This is a genomic window from Kordiimonas pumila (assembly GCF_015240255.1).
In the GTDB taxonomy this organism is placed as follows: Bacteria; Pseudomonadota; Alphaproteobacteria; order Sphingomonadales; family Kordiimonadaceae; genus Kordiimonas; species Kordiimonas pumila.
The window spans coordinates 3,249,084-3,265,466 of record NZ_CP061205.1; the positions used below are offsets into that span (position 1 = coordinate 3,249,084).

14 protein-coding genes are annotated in these 16,383 nt (G+C 46.9%); 4 read left to right on the forward strand and 10 right to left on the reverse strand.

The window, feature by feature from the left end:
* Positions 1-41: 41 nt before the first annotated feature.
* The 7 genes from ICL80_RS14375 to ICL80_RS14405 form a co-directional block, all read right to left on the reverse strand.
* A complete protein-coding gene (locus tag ICL80_RS14375) occupies positions 42-2,285 on the reverse strand; it encodes a xanthine dehydrogenase family protein molybdopterin-binding subunit (protein WP_194213431.1) in 2,244 nt (747 codons plus the stop codon).
* A complete protein-coding gene (locus ICL80_RS14380) occupies positions 2,282-2,737 on the reverse strand; it encodes a (2Fe-2S)-binding protein (protein ID WP_194213432.1) in 456 nt (151 codons plus the stop codon). Before ICL80_RS14380 ends, ICL80_RS14375 begins: the two co-directional genes overlap by 4 nt.
* Positions 2,738-2,863: 126 nt before the next feature.
* Positions 2,864-3,637 carry a peroxide stress protein YaaA gene (gene yaaA / locus ICL80_RS14385; protein ID WP_194213433.1) on the reverse strand — a complete coding sequence of 258 codons (774 nt, stop codon included), beginning with the start codon at positions 3,635-3,637 and terminating at the stop codon, positions 2,864-2,866.
* A gap of 90 nt (positions 3,638-3,727) precedes the next feature.
* A complete protein-coding gene (locus tag ICL80_RS14390) occupies positions 3,728-5,305 on the reverse strand; it encodes an ATP-binding protein (protein WP_194213434.1) in 1,578 nt (525 codons plus the stop codon).
* Positions 5,306-5,437: 132 nt separating this feature from the next.
* Complete coding sequence (locus tag ICL80_RS14395; RefSeq protein WP_194213435.1) at positions 5,438-5,857, reverse strand: VOC family protein; 420 nt, start codon at positions 5,855-5,857, stop codon at positions 5,438-5,440.
* A 7-nt stretch (positions 5,858-5,864) separates the two neighbouring features.
* Positions 5,865-6,338 (reverse strand): GAF domain-containing protein, encoded by a 474-nt coding sequence (locus tag ICL80_RS14400; RefSeq protein ID WP_194215889.1) that lies wholly within the window; start codon positions 6,336-6,338, stop codon positions 5,865-5,867.
* Positions 6,338-6,829, reverse strand: a complete 492-nt coding sequence (locus tag ICL80_RS14405; protein WP_194213436.1) for a GNAT family N-acetyltransferase — start codon at positions 6,827-6,829, stop codon at positions 6,338-6,340. The genes ICL80_RS14400 and ICL80_RS14405 overlap by 1 nt, the downstream gene beginning before the upstream one ends.
* A gap of 557 nt (positions 6,830-7,386) precedes the next feature.
* On the opposite strand from ICL80_RS14405, the gene ICL80_RS14410 reads away from it, so the two are divergent.
* The 3 genes from ICL80_RS14410 (at position 7,387) to ICL80_RS14420 (ending at position 12,318) form a co-directional block, all read left to right on the forward strand.
* Positions 7,387-10,536: a TonB-dependent receptor domain-containing protein gene (locus ICL80_RS14410; RefSeq protein WP_194213437.1), complete on the forward strand. Its 3,150-nt coding sequence runs from the start codon at positions 7,387-7,389 to the stop codon at positions 10,534-10,536.
* Positions 10,537-10,661: 125 nt separating this feature from the next.
* Entirely contained in the window at positions 10,662-11,450 is a 789-nt protein-coding gene (locus ICL80_RS14415) for a hypothetical protein (protein WP_194213438.1), read from the forward strand.
* Positions 11,443-12,318, forward strand: a complete 876-nt coding sequence (locus ICL80_RS14420) for a hypothetical protein (RefSeq protein WP_194213439.1) — start codon at positions 11,443-11,445, stop codon at positions 12,316-12,318. Before ICL80_RS14415 ends, ICL80_RS14420 begins: the two co-directional genes overlap by 8 nt.
* Positions 12,319-12,340: 22 nt before the next feature.
* Here the strand turns inward: ICL80_RS14420 and ICL80_RS14425 are convergent, their stop codons facing one another.
* From ICL80_RS14425 to ICL80_RS14435, 3 genes are read right to left on the reverse strand one after another with little or no spacing between them, the layout of a single operon-like run.
* Entirely contained in the window at positions 12,341-13,384 is a 1,044-nt protein-coding gene (locus ICL80_RS14425; RefSeq protein WP_194213440.1) for a succinylglutamate desuccinylase/aspartoacylase family protein, read from the reverse strand.
* Positions 13,384-14,289, reverse strand: coding sequence for a 30S ribosomal protein S6--L-glutamate ligase (gene rimK, locus ICL80_RS14430; RefSeq protein WP_194213441.1), 906 nt, complete (start codon positions 14,287-14,289; stop codon positions 13,384-13,386). Before rimK ends, ICL80_RS14425 begins: the two co-directional genes overlap by 1 nt.
* Positions 14,290-14,292: 3 nt before the next feature.
* On the reverse strand, positions 14,293-14,784 hold the full coding sequence (locus ICL80_RS14435; RefSeq protein WP_228073562.1) for an ATP-dependent zinc protease family protein: 492 nt from the start codon (positions 14,782-14,784) through the stop codon (positions 14,293-14,295).
* A gap of 203 nt (positions 14,785-14,987) precedes the next feature.
* Here ICL80_RS14435 and fumC point away from each other — a divergent pair, with 203 nt between their 5' ends.
* Positions 14,988-16,382, forward strand: coding sequence for a class II fumarate hydratase (gene fumC / locus ICL80_RS14440; RefSeq protein WP_194213442.1), 1,395 nt, complete (start codon positions 14,988-14,990; stop codon positions 16,380-16,382).
* Position 16,383: the final 1 nt, after the last annotated feature.

A 16,383-nucleotide genomic window follows, 5' to 3' on the forward strand; every position in this document is an offset into this window, starting at 1 on the left:
CGGGGCATTTGCCCCGTTTTTTATTATTTTCACCATAGGCTTCAGGCCATTAATTGATCTTTAATGGGTAGCCTACGAATGCGCTTACCTGTTGCCGCAAAAATAGCATTTGTGAGAGCAGGAGCCACAGGCGGTACACCCGGTTCACCCACACCGCCGGGGGCAGCATTACTTTCCATGATATATACGTCAACATCAGGGCTTTCGCTCATTCTGCACACCTGATAGCTGTCGAAGTTACTTTGCATAATCTGCCCGGCTTCGGCTGTAATTTCGCTGTGAAGCGCGATCGACATACCAAACAGCACCGCGCCCTCCATCTGCGCTTTCACCCTGTCTGGGTTCACCGCCGTACCGCAGTCTACTGCAATCCATGCTTTTGGTACCTTAATGGTGCCATTCTCCAATACCTCTACTTCAACCGCACAGGCTACATAAGTAACAAAACTACGATGCACGCTAATGCCAATACCCTTACCTTTTGGCATGTCCTTGCCGTAGCCGGACATTTCCACAGCTTTTCTGAGGACCGATTTCAACCGGGCGGTATCATAGGGCATTTCATCTAGCGACATATGATAGTTATGAAACTCAGCACCGTCATCTGCTGGGTTAACGTGCCTGTCGCTGCCAATCATCTCAAGCCATAGGTCTGCGGTATTTTGCCCCTCACCTTGCGCTATCTCGTCAACAAAGGAACCAACAGCAAAAGCTTGCTGAATATTACAAACAGACCGTAGCCAACCAATACGCACATGAGCCTCGGCTGCCCCTGAATCAACCTGCAAATTCGGGATTTCAAAGGGCATATCTATAAGCCCCATGCCAAGCTCATTTCCTTGCGGGCCAGACGCACCTTCTTTAAAGGTCGACAATATTGGCGGATAGGCTGCTTTGTGTTTCCAAGCCGTTACTTTACCATCTGCGCCAACCGCCGCCTCTGCACGCTGGGCAGATACCGTATGATAGTAGCCATGCTGAATATCGTCTTCCCGTGTCCACACCATTTTAACAGGGCGACCAGCTTTTTTTGCGAGAACCGCAGCTTCAACAGCAAAATCAGGCTTTGACTTACGCCCAAAGGCGCCGCCGAGAAGCGTTGCCTCAACATATATTTCTTCAGGCTTTTTATTAAAAAACGGCGCCACAGTTTCCTGAACTGATTGCGGATCCTGACAGCATACCCACATGCTCAGGTTTTCGCCCTGCCATTCCGCTGTCGCGGCAGGAGGTTCCATGGGTGCATGGCTTAAATGCGGTACGTAATAGTCTGCCTGATACACCTTTTTTGACGATGCAATTACATCTTCCGCATCGCCCCGCTGCAAATGCGTTGTGCCAACACCGTCGATCGCCTGCCATAAAGTTTTTTCATACTCAACAGAATCGTACCCTGCATTCGGCCCACCTTCAAATGTTGCCGCTAATGCCGTGCGGCCCTTGATGGCAGACCATGTGTTTGTTGCAACAACGGCAACACCGCCAAGCGGCTTGAACATAGCCGGAAATTCAAGGCTAGGCAGTTCCACCACATCAACAACACCCTTAATGGCCATTGCGGCATCACGGTTATAGGCCTTTAACTTACCACCAACAACAGGAGGACGCGCAGCAACCGCAAACAGCATATTGTCACGCTTTACATCCTGACCAAAAACGCTGCTGCCCGTTACAAAGTCATTCATATAAATATTGCGTTTGGGCTTGCCTATATAGGCATGGTCTTTGGGAGCTTTTAATGTAACCTTGCTGCTATCAGGCACGGGCAGTTTTGATGCAGCATCCACAAACACTGAGAAATCTTCTGACTGGCCTGTTAGGTTATTTATAATCCGATGCTTTTGGGCGGTAACATCGCCCAATGCAACACCCCATTTTGCTGCGGCTGCTTGCTCTAGCATCAAGCGGGCCGCAGCACCAGCACGGCGAAATGTATCGTAGAACATACGAATTGAGGTTGAACCATCGGTATTCTGGTCACCAAATTTTTTATCGCCGTAAGCGGCTTCAAAAACCAGCCTGTCCCAATCTGCTTCCAGTTCGTCAGCAATAACTTGCGGCAGCCCGGTGCGGCTGCCTTGCCCCATTTCAACACGGTGAATATAAATATGCACTGTACCATCAAGGCCAATTGTCAGGTACGCTGAGCCAAATTCACGGGGGTGGCCTTTCATGGCCGCAAAAAGGTTTTTACTTACTAAAGGCAGCGCAAGAACAAGGCCCGTACCAACACCTAAACCTTTTACAACATCCCTGCGGGACACATTGCTTATGGAGGTATTCATGCTGCCCCTCCTGCTACTTGACGAATGGCATTTTTAATACGCTGATAGGTACCACAGCGACAAATATTACCTTCCATCGCAGTGTCTATTTCTTCGTCTGTTGGCGTTGGGTTTTCGGCAAGTAGTGAAGCCGCCTGCATAAGTTGACCTGATTGACAGTACCCACACTGCGGCACGTTATTATCGACCCATGCCTGCTGTAAAGCATGCAATTTATCTTTATCAGCAAGACCTTCAATGGTCGTCACATCAAGACCTTCAATGTCTTCCATAAATGTCTGGCACGATCTTACAGCAAAGCCGTCCACATGAACCGTGCAAGCCCCGCACAGACCAGCGCCGCAACCAAACTTTGTTCCCGTCATACCCTCAATGTCGCGTATGTACCAAAGAAGAGGCATATCGCCTTCCCCATCATACGATACGGTCCGGCCATTCACTCTGAATTCCATTGATCTGCTCCAGTAAATTTTCCTGACTTTGGCTAACTATACAGATGCAAATGCCAGAGTCGAAACAACTTATCTTTACTACACGAAAAATTTATATATTTTCAGACAGGCGACAGTAACCGCTATTTAAGGCTGAGGCCGCTGGAAAACCCATTCATCCTTTGTGCTTTTATCAGCCTGATATTTGTAACCATCAATAGAAAAATCTTTTAATTTCTCAGGGTCTGTAATGCGGTTATCGACAGTATAACGCGCCATCATTCCCCGTGCTTTTTTTGCCAAAAACGAAATAACCCTAGCCTTATCATCACGCACTTCCTGAAACACAGGTGTTACAATCCGTGCTTTTAGCGCCTTCTTATCAACAGCTTTAAAATACTCGCCCGAGGCAAGATTAATCAGTACTGGGTCCTCCCCTCCTGAGAAGGCTTTATTCAATTCTTTCGAAATTCTGTCCCCCCAAAAGCTATACAGAGTAGCCCCTCGCTCTGAGGCAAACTTTACGCCCATCTCCAGACGGTAAGCCTGCATTAAATCCAGGGGCCTTAAAACGCCGTACAGACCTGATAAAATTCTGATGTGGTTATTTGCAAAAGACCGGGCTTCATCATCAAGCGTTTCTGCATTTAACCCTACATATACATCACCCTTAAAGGCATCAAGTGCAGGCCGGGCATTTGCTGGTGTAAAGGGCGTTTTAAAAGCCTTGAAGCGGGCAACATTCAGCTCTGCCAAATTATCTGAAATACCCATCATTGCTTTCAGGTCTTCAACCTTAAGCGTTTTGGCCTGCTTGATAAGCGTTTTGGTTTCAGTCATTAAGGCAGGTATGCTGTTATCAGCGCGCAAATTTTCACTTTCAAAATCTAGTTTTTTTGCTGGCGACAGAACAATCAGCATTATTTTCTCCTGAATTTGGCAGACTTTATGTGCATGCCTGTGACTAGCACAGCGCATTTGATAAACCAAGACGATATGAAGGCTTGAAAGCTAAGCGTCTACTGTTTGAATAACCCGTGATGCCGGTAGATACAGGGTAAAGGTTGTTCCTTTATCTACTTCACTTTCAAGCTCAATACGGCCTTCATGCATATCTACAAACACCTTCACTATTGAAAGCCCCAAGCCCGTTCCCTCGTGGCTGCGGCTAAGTGCAGATGCTGCCCGCATGAACGGTGTGAAAATCAGATCCTGATCAGATTCAGGGATCCCAATGCCATGATCACTTACACGTATGGCCATTTCTTTTTCAGGAGTTTGCCACGCTTTGACACTAACATTGGAACCGCCACCGGGAGTGAATTTAACTGCATTGGAAAGCAGGTTTAGAACCGATTGCTTCATGCGCAGACGGTCACCCTTAATTTTGGGCAAACCTTCTTTAAGGTCAAGCTCAATACTAAAGCCTTTTTGCGCGGCCTGACCATTGACAAGGGCTTGGCTTTCAACAATAAGCTTTTCGAGATCAACGGTTTCTTCTTCCATTTTAAACTGACCAGCTTCAATTTTTGCAAGGTCAAGCACCTCACCCAGAACATCTGAAAGATGTTGGCTGGAAGAGCGAATATCATCAATATACTCGCGGTATTTATTATTGCTAATCGGGCCAAACATCTGGTCTGACATAATACTGGAAAAACCAATAATCGCATTAAGCGGGGTTCTAAGTTCATGGCTAACATTTGCCAGAAACACACTTTTCGCTCGGTTTGCTGCCTCGGCCTGCTCTTTGGTGATGATAAGCTCAACAGAGGTTTTTTTAGTGCGTTCAATTTCCTGCTCTAATTCCCAAGACCGCTTTCTAAGAGTTTCCTCTGAGGCTGAAAGTGCTTTATTTGTCGATCTGAGATTATCAAGCAGGACCTGAATAGCATCAAACGATAGGTTCATCTGCGTCGCCAACAAGCCCAACTCATCTTTTTTATGACGTTTATTGACGATGATACGCTGTTCATGCGGGTGCTCTGGGTTAATGCTCGCAATCTTGTCAACAATCTGCGTGAGCGGTTTTGTCAAGCCTTGATGAAACGCAAAATACAGCAGCATGACAAGTAGCAGGTTACGTACAAGACCAGACATAAAAGTGGTAATTGCCCGCGCAAAAAAGGGTTCCAGTCCAACAGCCCGGTCAACAACAACTCGCAACGTGCCCGGGCGCTCTGCCATTGTTTCAGGAAGTTCCAGCTCGCGGCTATGGATGGAAATATCATCAATAATCAGCCGTGCAAAATCCAGCCCGCCACCTTTTTCCGTCGCCGTGTTTTTAACATTGCCCGCCAGCACAGAACCATGATCATCAAGAATGGCCGCTTCTGCTATATAAGGGTACGCTAACAAGCCCGAAACAACCTCAGCAGCATAATCTGAATCAAGAATAAGAACAGCGCGGGTAGCGGCATTTTCTGCTACCTCAAGGCTTTTATCTACCTTCTGGTTAAGGATTCCATCTTCTTCAAGATAATCAAGATAAACTTGCCCGGCAGATAAAACGAGACCCACAACAAACGCAATTAATACGGCTGTCCAAGCTAACTTGAAAGAAATTCGATCAGACCAATGTAGCTTCACAAACCACTCCCCAAAACACCTTAGCCTTTACCTGTACCAACCCTGTAGCGTAAGTTGTATGATACAAAACCCACTTGCGAAAAGGTTTTTTCAACCCCAAGTACATAATATATCGGATTTTATTAAATTACGCTACCATGTACCTGTATTTTCCATCGACACCCAAGGTTCCGCTTTCTCTAAAGCCTCGCCTTTTTGCAGTAATTCTATAGAAATATTATCTGGGCTACGAACAAATGCCATCTTACCATCGCGGGGTGGGCGGTTGATAATTACACCCTTATCCTGCAAGGCCTTACAGGTTTTGTAAATATTATCCACTTCATAAGCAAGGTGGCCAAAATTGCGCCCACTATCATATTTCTCTGGCTCCCAGTTATAGGTAAGTTCAACCTGGGCAGCTTCATCACCGGGGGCTGCTAAAAAAATAAGCGTAAATTTGCCTTGCGGCACCTCTTTGCGGCTGAGTTCAACCAAACCGAGCTTATTACAGTAAAAATCAAGCGATGCGTCTAGGTCTGTAACACGCACCATGGTATGGAGATATTTCATATAGTCCTCATTTGAATATTTTAGTTACCATGTCTTCCAGAAACAATTTATCCGTCTCGTCAAATGCCGCATAAAGTGTTGAATCAATATCAAGCACGGCAATAAGTTTTTTGTCTGCATTCCACACGGGAACAACAATTTCAGAATTACTGCGGCTATCGCAGGTGATATGGTTAGAAATGGCATGCACATCATCCACAATCTGCGTTAGCCCACTAGCCGCAGCCGTACCGCATACGCCGCGCCCAAAAGCTATACGCAGGCATCCTAATGTACCCTGATAAGGCCCAACAACCAGTTCAGTCTCGCGCGCGGGGTCTACGCAGTAAAACCCTGTCCAGAAAAACCTGTCACCAAAGGCCTCAGAAAGCATGCAGCTTACCGTCGCCATTTTTGCTGTTGTATTTGGTTCACCCTCCAGGAGCGTTTCAACCGCCATTAGCAAGGGTTTATAAATATCTGTTTTTTCTTTCCGGTTCATCATCCACCGCGCTGCTCAGCCAGCAGTTTAAGGCTATCCAGCCCCATATCGAAGTGCAATCTGCCATTCTCTTTCTCTGCGCCCAAGCGCTGATAAAATGCTTCGGCTTCGCCATTAGTAGTCAGGGCGGACCATTCCATAGCACAGCAACCGGTTTTCAGGGCATAGTCAGCAAGATGTGCCATCATAAAGCGCCCATAACCAGAACCCTGTACTGTCTTTGTTACCAAAACATCTTCAATGTATAAAATCGGCTTAGCCCTAAAACTCGAAAACATTTTACACACCAGTGCATAGGCAACAGGCTTATCATTACCGTATCCGACAAAGCTTTTTGCAATAGCCGCATCACCAAAAAGCAGGGCTGCCAAAGCTTGTGGCGTTGCTGTCACGGCATTTGGCCGCCCCTCATGGTCCGCCAGTTCTTTAACAAGTTGAAATATAACATCTATATCTTTTGGTTGTGCTTCCTCAAATCGGAATGAACTCACGCGTTTATCTCCAGCAATTTAAAAATATTTCCTCTGCGCCAGCAGATCAAACTAATAGATAATTAGCAAGTCGATATCTACTCATACGAATCAACACCCCGACGAATACCATTCCTGTCTTTATGGTCAATATTGATTCGAAATGCATATATCCAACGATTATTGAATGCCTCAAAGCCGGGAATAGAGCTTTTGCTATAGGATACCTCCTGCCTAGTACTACAAAATCAAAAAAATCAACGATCCCTAGAATTAAGTAATTTATTTTAAATCTGTTTTTTATCTTAAAAATCAAATTGTTATACAATTGTACAACAATAAAGTTGATGAATTTTAATCATGAAATCATCCATATATTGCACCAAAAACAAGGTAATAGACTGTCACTCATTAGCACCAACTGTTACACTTAAGTCACATCCTCGGTAAAATAGTACCAACACTACCGCTAAACTTAGGAACTAATTCTAGCCTGCTCAGTCTATTTATTAATAACTGGTTGTCGGCACAAACGTCGCGGCCAGTATAACTGCGACAACTTCCTTGGGAGGACACTTATGAATAGTAGCGAGAAACTCAAGACGTTTTTGCGTCTTGGTACTGCGTCTTCATTGATGCTCGCCATTGGTGCAATTTCAGCACCGCTCGCAGTGGCACAAGATTCTGATACAGATGAAGATATGAGTGAAGTTGAAGAAGTGGTGGTTACGGGTTCCCGTATCCGTCGTTCTAAAGTTTCAAGCAGCGCACCTGTTGACGTAATTCGTACAGATAAAGCACAACTAGAAGGTATTGTTGATGTTGGAGCACTTCTGCGCACCTCAACAGTTGCTTCCGGTTCGCAGCAGGTAACGGCTGCAACAAGCGCTGAATTTGTACAAAGCGGCGGACTTGGTGCACAAACCATTTCCCTTCGCGGCCTTGGTGCAAACCGTACACTGGTACTTCTGAATGGCCGCCGCGCTGGACCAGCCGGTGTTCGCGGTGAAGTATCATCCTTCGATCTGAACGTAATTCCTATCTCTGCCATTGAGCGTGTTGAAGTTCTTAAAGACGGCGCGTCATCAGTATATGGTTCAGATGCGGTTGCTGGCGTGATCAACCTGATCACCAAAAAAGAAGATGGCGGCTCTATTGAAGCCTTCTATTCCCAGCCACAGCGTTCAGGCGGTGAAGAACTACGGATTAACGCTACATACGGCCAAGTTTTTGACCGTGGTAACTTCCGTATCACAGCGGATTACTACCGCCAGAGCGAACTCGCACGTGGTGACCGTTCGTATTTCCAGTGCGGTGAAGGTAACTTCTACGACCCAGACACTGGCGAACGTGCGGACGCGATTGACCCACGTACTGGTGACTATGCCTGTCAGGACCTTCTTTGGGGCCATGTTTGGGTATATGACTATGCCGCAGACCCAAACCTTGAAAGTGCAAGAACAACGCTTATCCAGTATGACCGTAACGGTGATCTGGGCAACTATATCCCAGGTATTGCACCGGGTAATTTTGGTGCACCAGACGGTTGGTATCAGGTAAACTATGATAAGCTTTCTGCCGGTGTTGCAGACTATGACCACCCATACCAGAATGAAATTGCTCTCATCCCTAAAGTTGAGACATTCACAGGCCTGATGGAAGGTGAATATGAGATCACAGATAGCATCACAGCTTATGCTGAAGTGCTCGTAAACCGCCGCAAAACGTATGCGAATGGCTACCGCCAGTATTGGAGCTACATTTACAACTCCAACAATCTTATTTTTGATGCTGGTGATGTAGGTGAAGGCAATGCGAACCCATTGGCAGATGGCTGGACAGGTGAAAACTGGCTAAGCCCAACACCAATCACTGATTGGTTTGATAGTGCTGTTGATATTGATTACATGCGTGTTGTAACAGGTGTCAAAGGCGACTTCGGTGACATGCTGCCGGGCTGGGACTGGGATGTTTCTGCACAGTTTAGCCGTTCAGACGCTGACTATTATAACCAGCAAATCCTGAACGATTCTATCGACATGACAATGTTCCGCACTAGTCTCTGCGGTGCAGATGAAGTAACACCAATTTCTGGCAAACAGTGTGTGGATGTTGACTGGCTCGACCCAGACTTCCTAGCGGGTGATGTTTCTGATGCTGAGCGCGAGTTCATGTTTGACGAAGAAACCGGCACAACACTGTATAAACAGATGACCATTGATGCCAGCATGACAGGTAGCCTGTTTGAGCTGCCAGCCGGTTCAGTTGGTGCTGCCTTTGGTTTCCAGTTTCAGGACGAATCCCTGAACGATACACCAGGTGACATCACGTATGCAGGGTATAGCTTCAATGGTGGTGAGACTATCCGCTACCTTGGTAACAACCCATCTGATGTTGCTGAACTGCAGCGCCTTCAAGGGCTTGCAGCGTCTGACCCTACAAATAACTCGCTGGATCTTGTTAGTAATGCATGGAGCGTATCAAGTGCTGGCCCAACTTTTGGTAGCCAGAAAACTTGGGCCATATTCGGTGAGCTTGAAGTACCTTTGATTGCGGACAAGCCTTTTATTCAGGACCTTTCCTTGAATATTTCTGGTCGTTATACGTCTGTAAAAGCATCACAAGGTGATGTTTCGTTCGCGTCAGACACAGACAAAACCTATAAAATTGGTTTGAACTGGCAAGTAACACCTGAAATTCGTTTCAGGGCTACAAAAAGCACATCGTTCCGGGCACCTGCTCTGTACGAATCGTTCCTTGCGGGCCAAACTGCTTCACTACGTCAAAGTGCGGCTGACCCTTGCTTAAACTGGGGCCAAGCTATTAATGAAGGCGCCATTAGCCAGCAAATTGCTGATAACTGCGCCGCAGCCGGTATCCCTGATGATTTATCATCCGCGATCTCTGCAACCATCATTACGCAGGGCGGCGGTGAAGCTCTGGAGCCAGAAACAGCCTCGTCTAAAACACTGGGTATGGTCTGGACACCAGACTGGGCAGACCTAACACTGACTGTTGATTATTTTGACATTACAGTGAAAGGCCAGATTGCTCAGGTTGGTGCACAGAATATTTCGAAGCTTTGTTTTGAAGCAGAGAATATGGCAACTGAGCCTCTATGTGATCTGATCACACGGTCAGACGGCACAACTGGTTTGCCTGAGTACCAAATCATATCTATTGAAGATAACTACATCAACATCGCGACACAGGAAAGCCGCGGTATGGATGTACACCTGACGTATCGTACAGATACCAAACTTGGGTACTTTACACTTGATACACAGCACACATTCCAGTTCCATGATGTAACAGAGGTTCTACCTGGTTCCTTCATCGATGAAAATGGTGAAGCAGGTGAGCCTAAATACACAGGCCGCGTTGACCTGACACTTGAGCGCGACAAATGGGACTTCTTCTACGGCGTTACCTTCATTGGTGCGACATCAAACGTAGAAAGCTGGGGTGGTACAACCTCAACTTACTTCGGTGAAACCATTGAAGTACCACTGGAAATTCCATTCTGGCATTACCACAATGCTTCTGTGACCTATAAGGTCAACGAAGATGTGTCTGTACTGCTTGGTGTAAGCAACCTTTGGGATCGCAAACCACCACGGGTTTGGAACAACAACTCTGAAATGTACAATGTGGGCGATTCAGCCTTCTATAGCCAATATGATTGGTATGGTCGTCGTTTCTTCCTGAACGTGAAGTACGGCTTCTAGAAACATATTCAGAGATATCTAGCATTCTGTGCGTCGGCTTAGGCCGGCGCACTTTTCTTTAGGAAACAGCCCTAAAATATTGTTACACTACAGACAGTAACGACCTACTGTCAGGGGAGAAGTTCATGCCGCGCATTCTGGCAAAGTCCGACAATTTGAATGAACTGAACAAAAATTTTGAGCAAACACCGCTTCAAGAGCCTGTATTTCTGAATAGCGTCCCCAAAAGTGGCACACACCTGATCCGCAATATCATGCGCATGTTTGTCCCTGTTCAGCAGCAATATCATGATGCCTTCATTCAAATCCCCTTACTATCGCAGCACCTTGCAGCCTATGCGCCCTCCAGCCCAAAGCTAAGCTGGGGCCACCTGCTGTTCTCTGACGATTCGGCTATTGCCCTGAAACCAGTGAACCATATTTTGCTGGTACGCGACCCCTATACATGGGTTTTGGCACGGGCTAGGTTTTTCCTCTCTGATACGTTTCAAGGCAACCTCGAGCATCTTAAAGGAGGTAATGTATCTACAGAAGAGATCCTGAACATGATGATTTTTGGTATCCATAACAAAGTGCCTACGATGCTAGAAATTTACACCCACAACTGCCTGTCATGGCTTGGCACCAAGGTAGAGCTGATCAGGTATGAAGACCTATTGCACGCCGTTAAAAACCTTGAAACCGAGGAAGCAGAAGATTTTTTTGCCGAACTTCTTGGCAAATGTGGCATTGAGGAAATGCCCCATGACTGGCAAGAGCGTGTGCGTATAGGGTCAGACCGCAACCAAAGCGGCACTGCTCGTGAAAACTTGGCGGGTAACACAGAAGAACTGCCCAATGAGCTACCTGAAATGCAAAAGAAACTGGTCAATTTTGCAGCACCCGGCCTCAGAGATATTCTGGGTTATGCCTGAAAGTAGCCGCACGACAAAAACCCAAGCCTTTAAGAAAAACGGTATTATCTATCAGGCTTCACGGTCTTATAAATATGTGCTTGATGCAGCCCTTTCTGCGCTTAGTGCGCGGCGGGTTGGCTATAATGGCCCTATTTGTCTTTTTACAAACCTTGATCTACCCATGCCGCCGCCAGAGCTTATCTCTGAAATTATTCAATCAGGCCCTGTCAAAAAATATGCCTCAAAATGGGTTACTGGCAAATTTCCAAAGCTGCAGGCTTTGCAAAACAGCCCTTACAGTCGCACGCTCTATATTGATACAGACACCCGCATTTTAAATGCTGGCATTAAAGACTTCCCACGTCTGCTATTCAGTGCAGACCTTCTAATGGTGCGCGTATCACCGCATAACAGCTTCTGCGCTAAAGCCCTTAATACAGATATTTATAATGCGGGCGTTATTGCCTTTAAACAAACGCCTACTGTTATGGATCTGTTTTCTCAGTGGGAAGCACATACACATAAGCATCACAAACTGCTCGAAGATACCAATCTTCCGTCCCCTGAAATACTGGCAGGTATTAGTGACCCTAAAAAAAGGCAAAAGCTTCTCAAAATGGACCAGCTAGGGCTTTATGAACTGTTAAACCCCCAGCTCAATCAAACGGGGGTAAGTTTTCAGGAAATGGGCGCTGTTTGGAACTACCGTGAGCGCACGACAGTTGCCTTAAAGGAAACAATTATCCACCACCATAACCGGTACCGGAAAAACCAAACTGCTGAAGCCCAACAGGCGATTCAGGCCTTACAAGCAGAAAAACACGATGCTATAGCGCTCTGGCTTCAAAAGGTTTTAGACTTATGGCAACGGGAAAAGCTGAGCTAAAAAATCGCTCAGCTTTTTAGCTCTATATAATTTCGTCTTCGTCAAACAAGGGGTCGTCGTCCAGCTGTGCGGAAAGGCTATCAACAGTTGCTTCTGCCTCATCTTTTGCCTTTACACTGGCAATATGAAACAAGCCATCGCCTTCATTCACAACCGGCAAGTTTGTGCGCCCGATAACCAGCCCTCCGTCTTCCGCGCATATTTCGGCGTCAACCTCCCCAAATGGGTCTGATACAACACCGAGCAATTCGCCAGCTTTCACTTCTTCGCCAATTTGTTTAAAAGTGCGCAGCAACCCGCCCGCTGGTGCCCTTACCCACTGGCTGGACTTTGACCAAATAGGGCTGGCTTTGGGTTTAGTAATGCCTTTAGCAGACACCATGCCCAATTTGTTCATAATGCGTAGAATACCGGTAACCCCGGCCCTAACGGCAAACTCATCAAAGCGCAACCCTTCGCCTGCCTCATAAAGCAAAACATCAATATTTTTTTCACCCGCTGCTTTCCTAAGCGATCCTTCTCTAAGAGCGGAACGCAGCACAAGCGGCGCACCAAAAGCTTCGGCCAGAGCCAATGTTTCAGGCTTCTTTGATGAAACCCGTATTTGTGGCAAGTTTGCACGGTGGATAGCGGCTGAGTGCAGATCAATTCCAAAATCGGAACGAATAACAATTTCCCGCATAAATATATGAGCAAGACGCGATGCAAGTGACCCTTTTGGGCTGCCCGGAAAAGACCTGTTCAGGTCGCGGCGGTCAGGCAAATAACGTGACCGGTTCATAAATCCAAATGAGTTAACAATAGGCACAGCAAGCAGGGTGCCTTTCAAGCGGTCAAGGCTGGGGGCACGTAGCAAACGCCGCACTATCTCAACACCGATCACTTCGTCACCGTGAACAGCAGCACTTACAAACATGGTCGGGCCGGGCCGTCTACCGTGCACCACCTGCACAGCCAATGAAACCGGCGTGTGGTCAGACGTTACGCTTACCGGCAGGCTTACAGTTTCCCGTGTACCCGGGGCAATACGACGCGTCCCAATACTGAACGAAGCCCGATCTGGCATTAGCCTTTTCCCTTGGTTTTGGTTTTGCCCGGCTGGGCTTTTTTCTCTAGCAATTCTATAATTTGCCCCGCTACATCAATGCCTGTTGCTGTTTCAATGCCCTCAAGGCCGGGGGATGAGTTTACTTCCATGACCACTGGGCCGTGGTTCGCCCTCAGCATGTCAACACCGCAGACATTAAGACCCATAGCCTTGGCGGCACGAATGGCAGTAGAACGCTCTTCTGGCCGTATTTTTACAGCGTGTGCAGTGCCACCCTGATGCAAGTTTGAGCGAAAATCACCTTCAGCCCCTTTACGCTGCATTGCTGCCACAACCTTGCCGCCGACAACCAGCGCCCGAATATCGGTGCCATTCGATTCCTTAATAAACTCCTGAACCAGAATATTCACCCCGGCGCCCCTGAATGCCTCAATCACCGATTTTGCAGACCTATCTGTATCAGCAAGTACCACACCAATGCCCTGCGTACCTTCAAGCAGCTTGATAACAAGCGGCGCGCCCCCTGACAGCTTCAGTATTTCTTTTGTCTGCTTTGGGTCGTGGGCAAAAGTAGTAACCGGCAAGCCAACACCGTCTCGCGCCAAAATCTGCATAGAGCGGAGTTTGTCGCGCGACCGGCCTATAGCCACAGATTCGTTCAAAGGGTACACCCCCATCATTTCAAACTGCCTGAGAACCGCAAGGCCGTAGAAGGTAACAGATGCACCAATGCGCGGAATGACAGCATCATAAAGCGGCAACTTTTCACCGTTATAATAAATTTCCGGCCTTCTGGAGGCAATATTCATATAGCAGCGCAGCGTGTTAATAATATCAAGCGTATGGCCACGCTCTTCGGCTGCTTCTTGCAAGCGTTTATGCGAATAAAGGTTAGGGTTGCGGGCCAGCATGGCGATTTTCATCTGTTATACCTCAATAGTTTTTGTAAGTACCGCCTCAGATGCCGGTACTGGTGGGCCCACTAAAAATGATTTTCCAGGATCAACCATAATATGCCTGCCCCGGATTGATGTACGCCCGAGGATTAGGTCAAATCCCATATTTTCACGGTCAGCAAGAGACACTTCAATGTGCCAGCGCCTTTTGCCCATCACGAGCAATGTCTCAATCACATAGCGCTCTTCAGGCACACCGCTGGTGTTTTTAATGGCACGCACATCGCAAAGCGGAAAACAGCACTGCCGTTTCAGCTTCCCGATCGGTACACAAAACTCAACCCAAGGTGCGCCGTTTATTGTAACAGGCTTTATATGTGTTGCATGCAGGGCTGATGTGCGGGCTCCGGTGTCGATCTTCGCACGGATTACAGGTATATTCAAATCTGGAAAAGCAATATGTTCACGCCACCCAATGACAGTGACCTTGCTCTTCACATCTTTTTTTATCTGTCTAACCACCAACTGCCCTTTTATGTCACATATATAGGTTACATGCTTTTTGTTAAGTATCTCTATTCAGGAGACAAAACTATTTGCAATCAAAAAGTAGCCTATCCCAAAAATGTAATAATTGTTAGGAATTTGACCGCAGTGATCAGCCAATCAGCGGCGCTTGCTTCCCTACCTTACTTCTCATAGACTGCACACGAAGGAGACTGTTCATGGTCGAAAAGCGTACAGAATCAGATACAATGGGTACCATTGACGTGCCGACCAACAGTTATTGGGGTGCACAAACACAGCGCTCCCACGAGAATTTTCGTATTGGTATAGAACATATGCCAGAAGCGCTTATAAGAGCGCTCGCTATTCAGAAAAAAGCTGCTGCTGAAACCAATATAGCGCTTCAGCAATTGGATAAGACCATTGGTAATGCGATCATTGATGCAGCAAACAGTATTATTGCGGGTCAAATGCTAGATCAGTTTCCTTTGGTTGTGTGGCAAACTGGATCGGGCACCCAGACAAACATGAACATGAATGAAGTGCTCTCTAACCGTGCCATTGAATTACTGGGCGGCAAAAGGGGCAGCAAAAGCCCTGTTCATCCCAATGACCATGTGAACATGAGCCAAAGCTCAAACGACAGTTTCCCAACGGCTATGTCGATTGCGATAGCCCTTGAAATAACGCAAAACCTTATTCCTGCTGTGCAAACGCTGTACAAAGCACTGGAAACAAAAACAGCTGAATTTGCAGATATTATCAAGATAGGCCGCACCCATACACAAGATGCAACACCCATTACACTTGGGCAAGAATTTTCTGGTTATGCCCGGCAGATAGAGCTTGGCCTTGACCGCCTAACCGACTGCCTTCCAAGAGCCATGGAACTGGCACAGGGTGGCACAGCAGTAGGCACAGGCCTCAATGCGCACCCTGACTTTGCCGCAGAATTTACCAACCATGTTTGTGCCATCACAGGCCTACCCTTCACCAGTGCAAAAAACAAGTTTGAAGCTATAGCAGCCCATGATGCCGCAGCCGAAGTATCTGGTGTTCTTAATGTTCTCGCCGTCAGCCTTATGAAAATCGCAAACGACATCAGGTTTTTGGCAAGTGGCCCCAGAAGCGGTCTCGGCGAACTGGTACTACCCGCAAATGAGCCCGGTTCATCCATTATGCCCGGTAAAGTGAACCCGACACAGTGTGAAGCACTCACACAGGTTTGTGCACAGGTAATGGGCAACCATGTAACCGTTACAATTGCTTGTTCAAATGGTCACTTTGAACTGAATGCTTTCAAGCCGGTGATTATATATAATCTGCTGCAATCCATACGCCTGCTTACCGATGCCAGCCACAGTTTTACTGATAAATGCTTAATGGGCATTACAGCTAACAGAAACCGCATTGCTGAATTAATGGAACAGTCTCTAATGCTGGTAACAGCCCTTAACCCCCATATTGGCTATGACAAAGCAGCGATCATTGCTAAAAAAGCCCATGCTGAAGATATAACGCTCAAAGAGGCGGCTATAAAGTCAGGGCTTGTAAGCGAGGAAGATTTTAAAAACTGGGTTAAGCCTGCAAGTATGGTTGGTAAAAAGGCCTAGA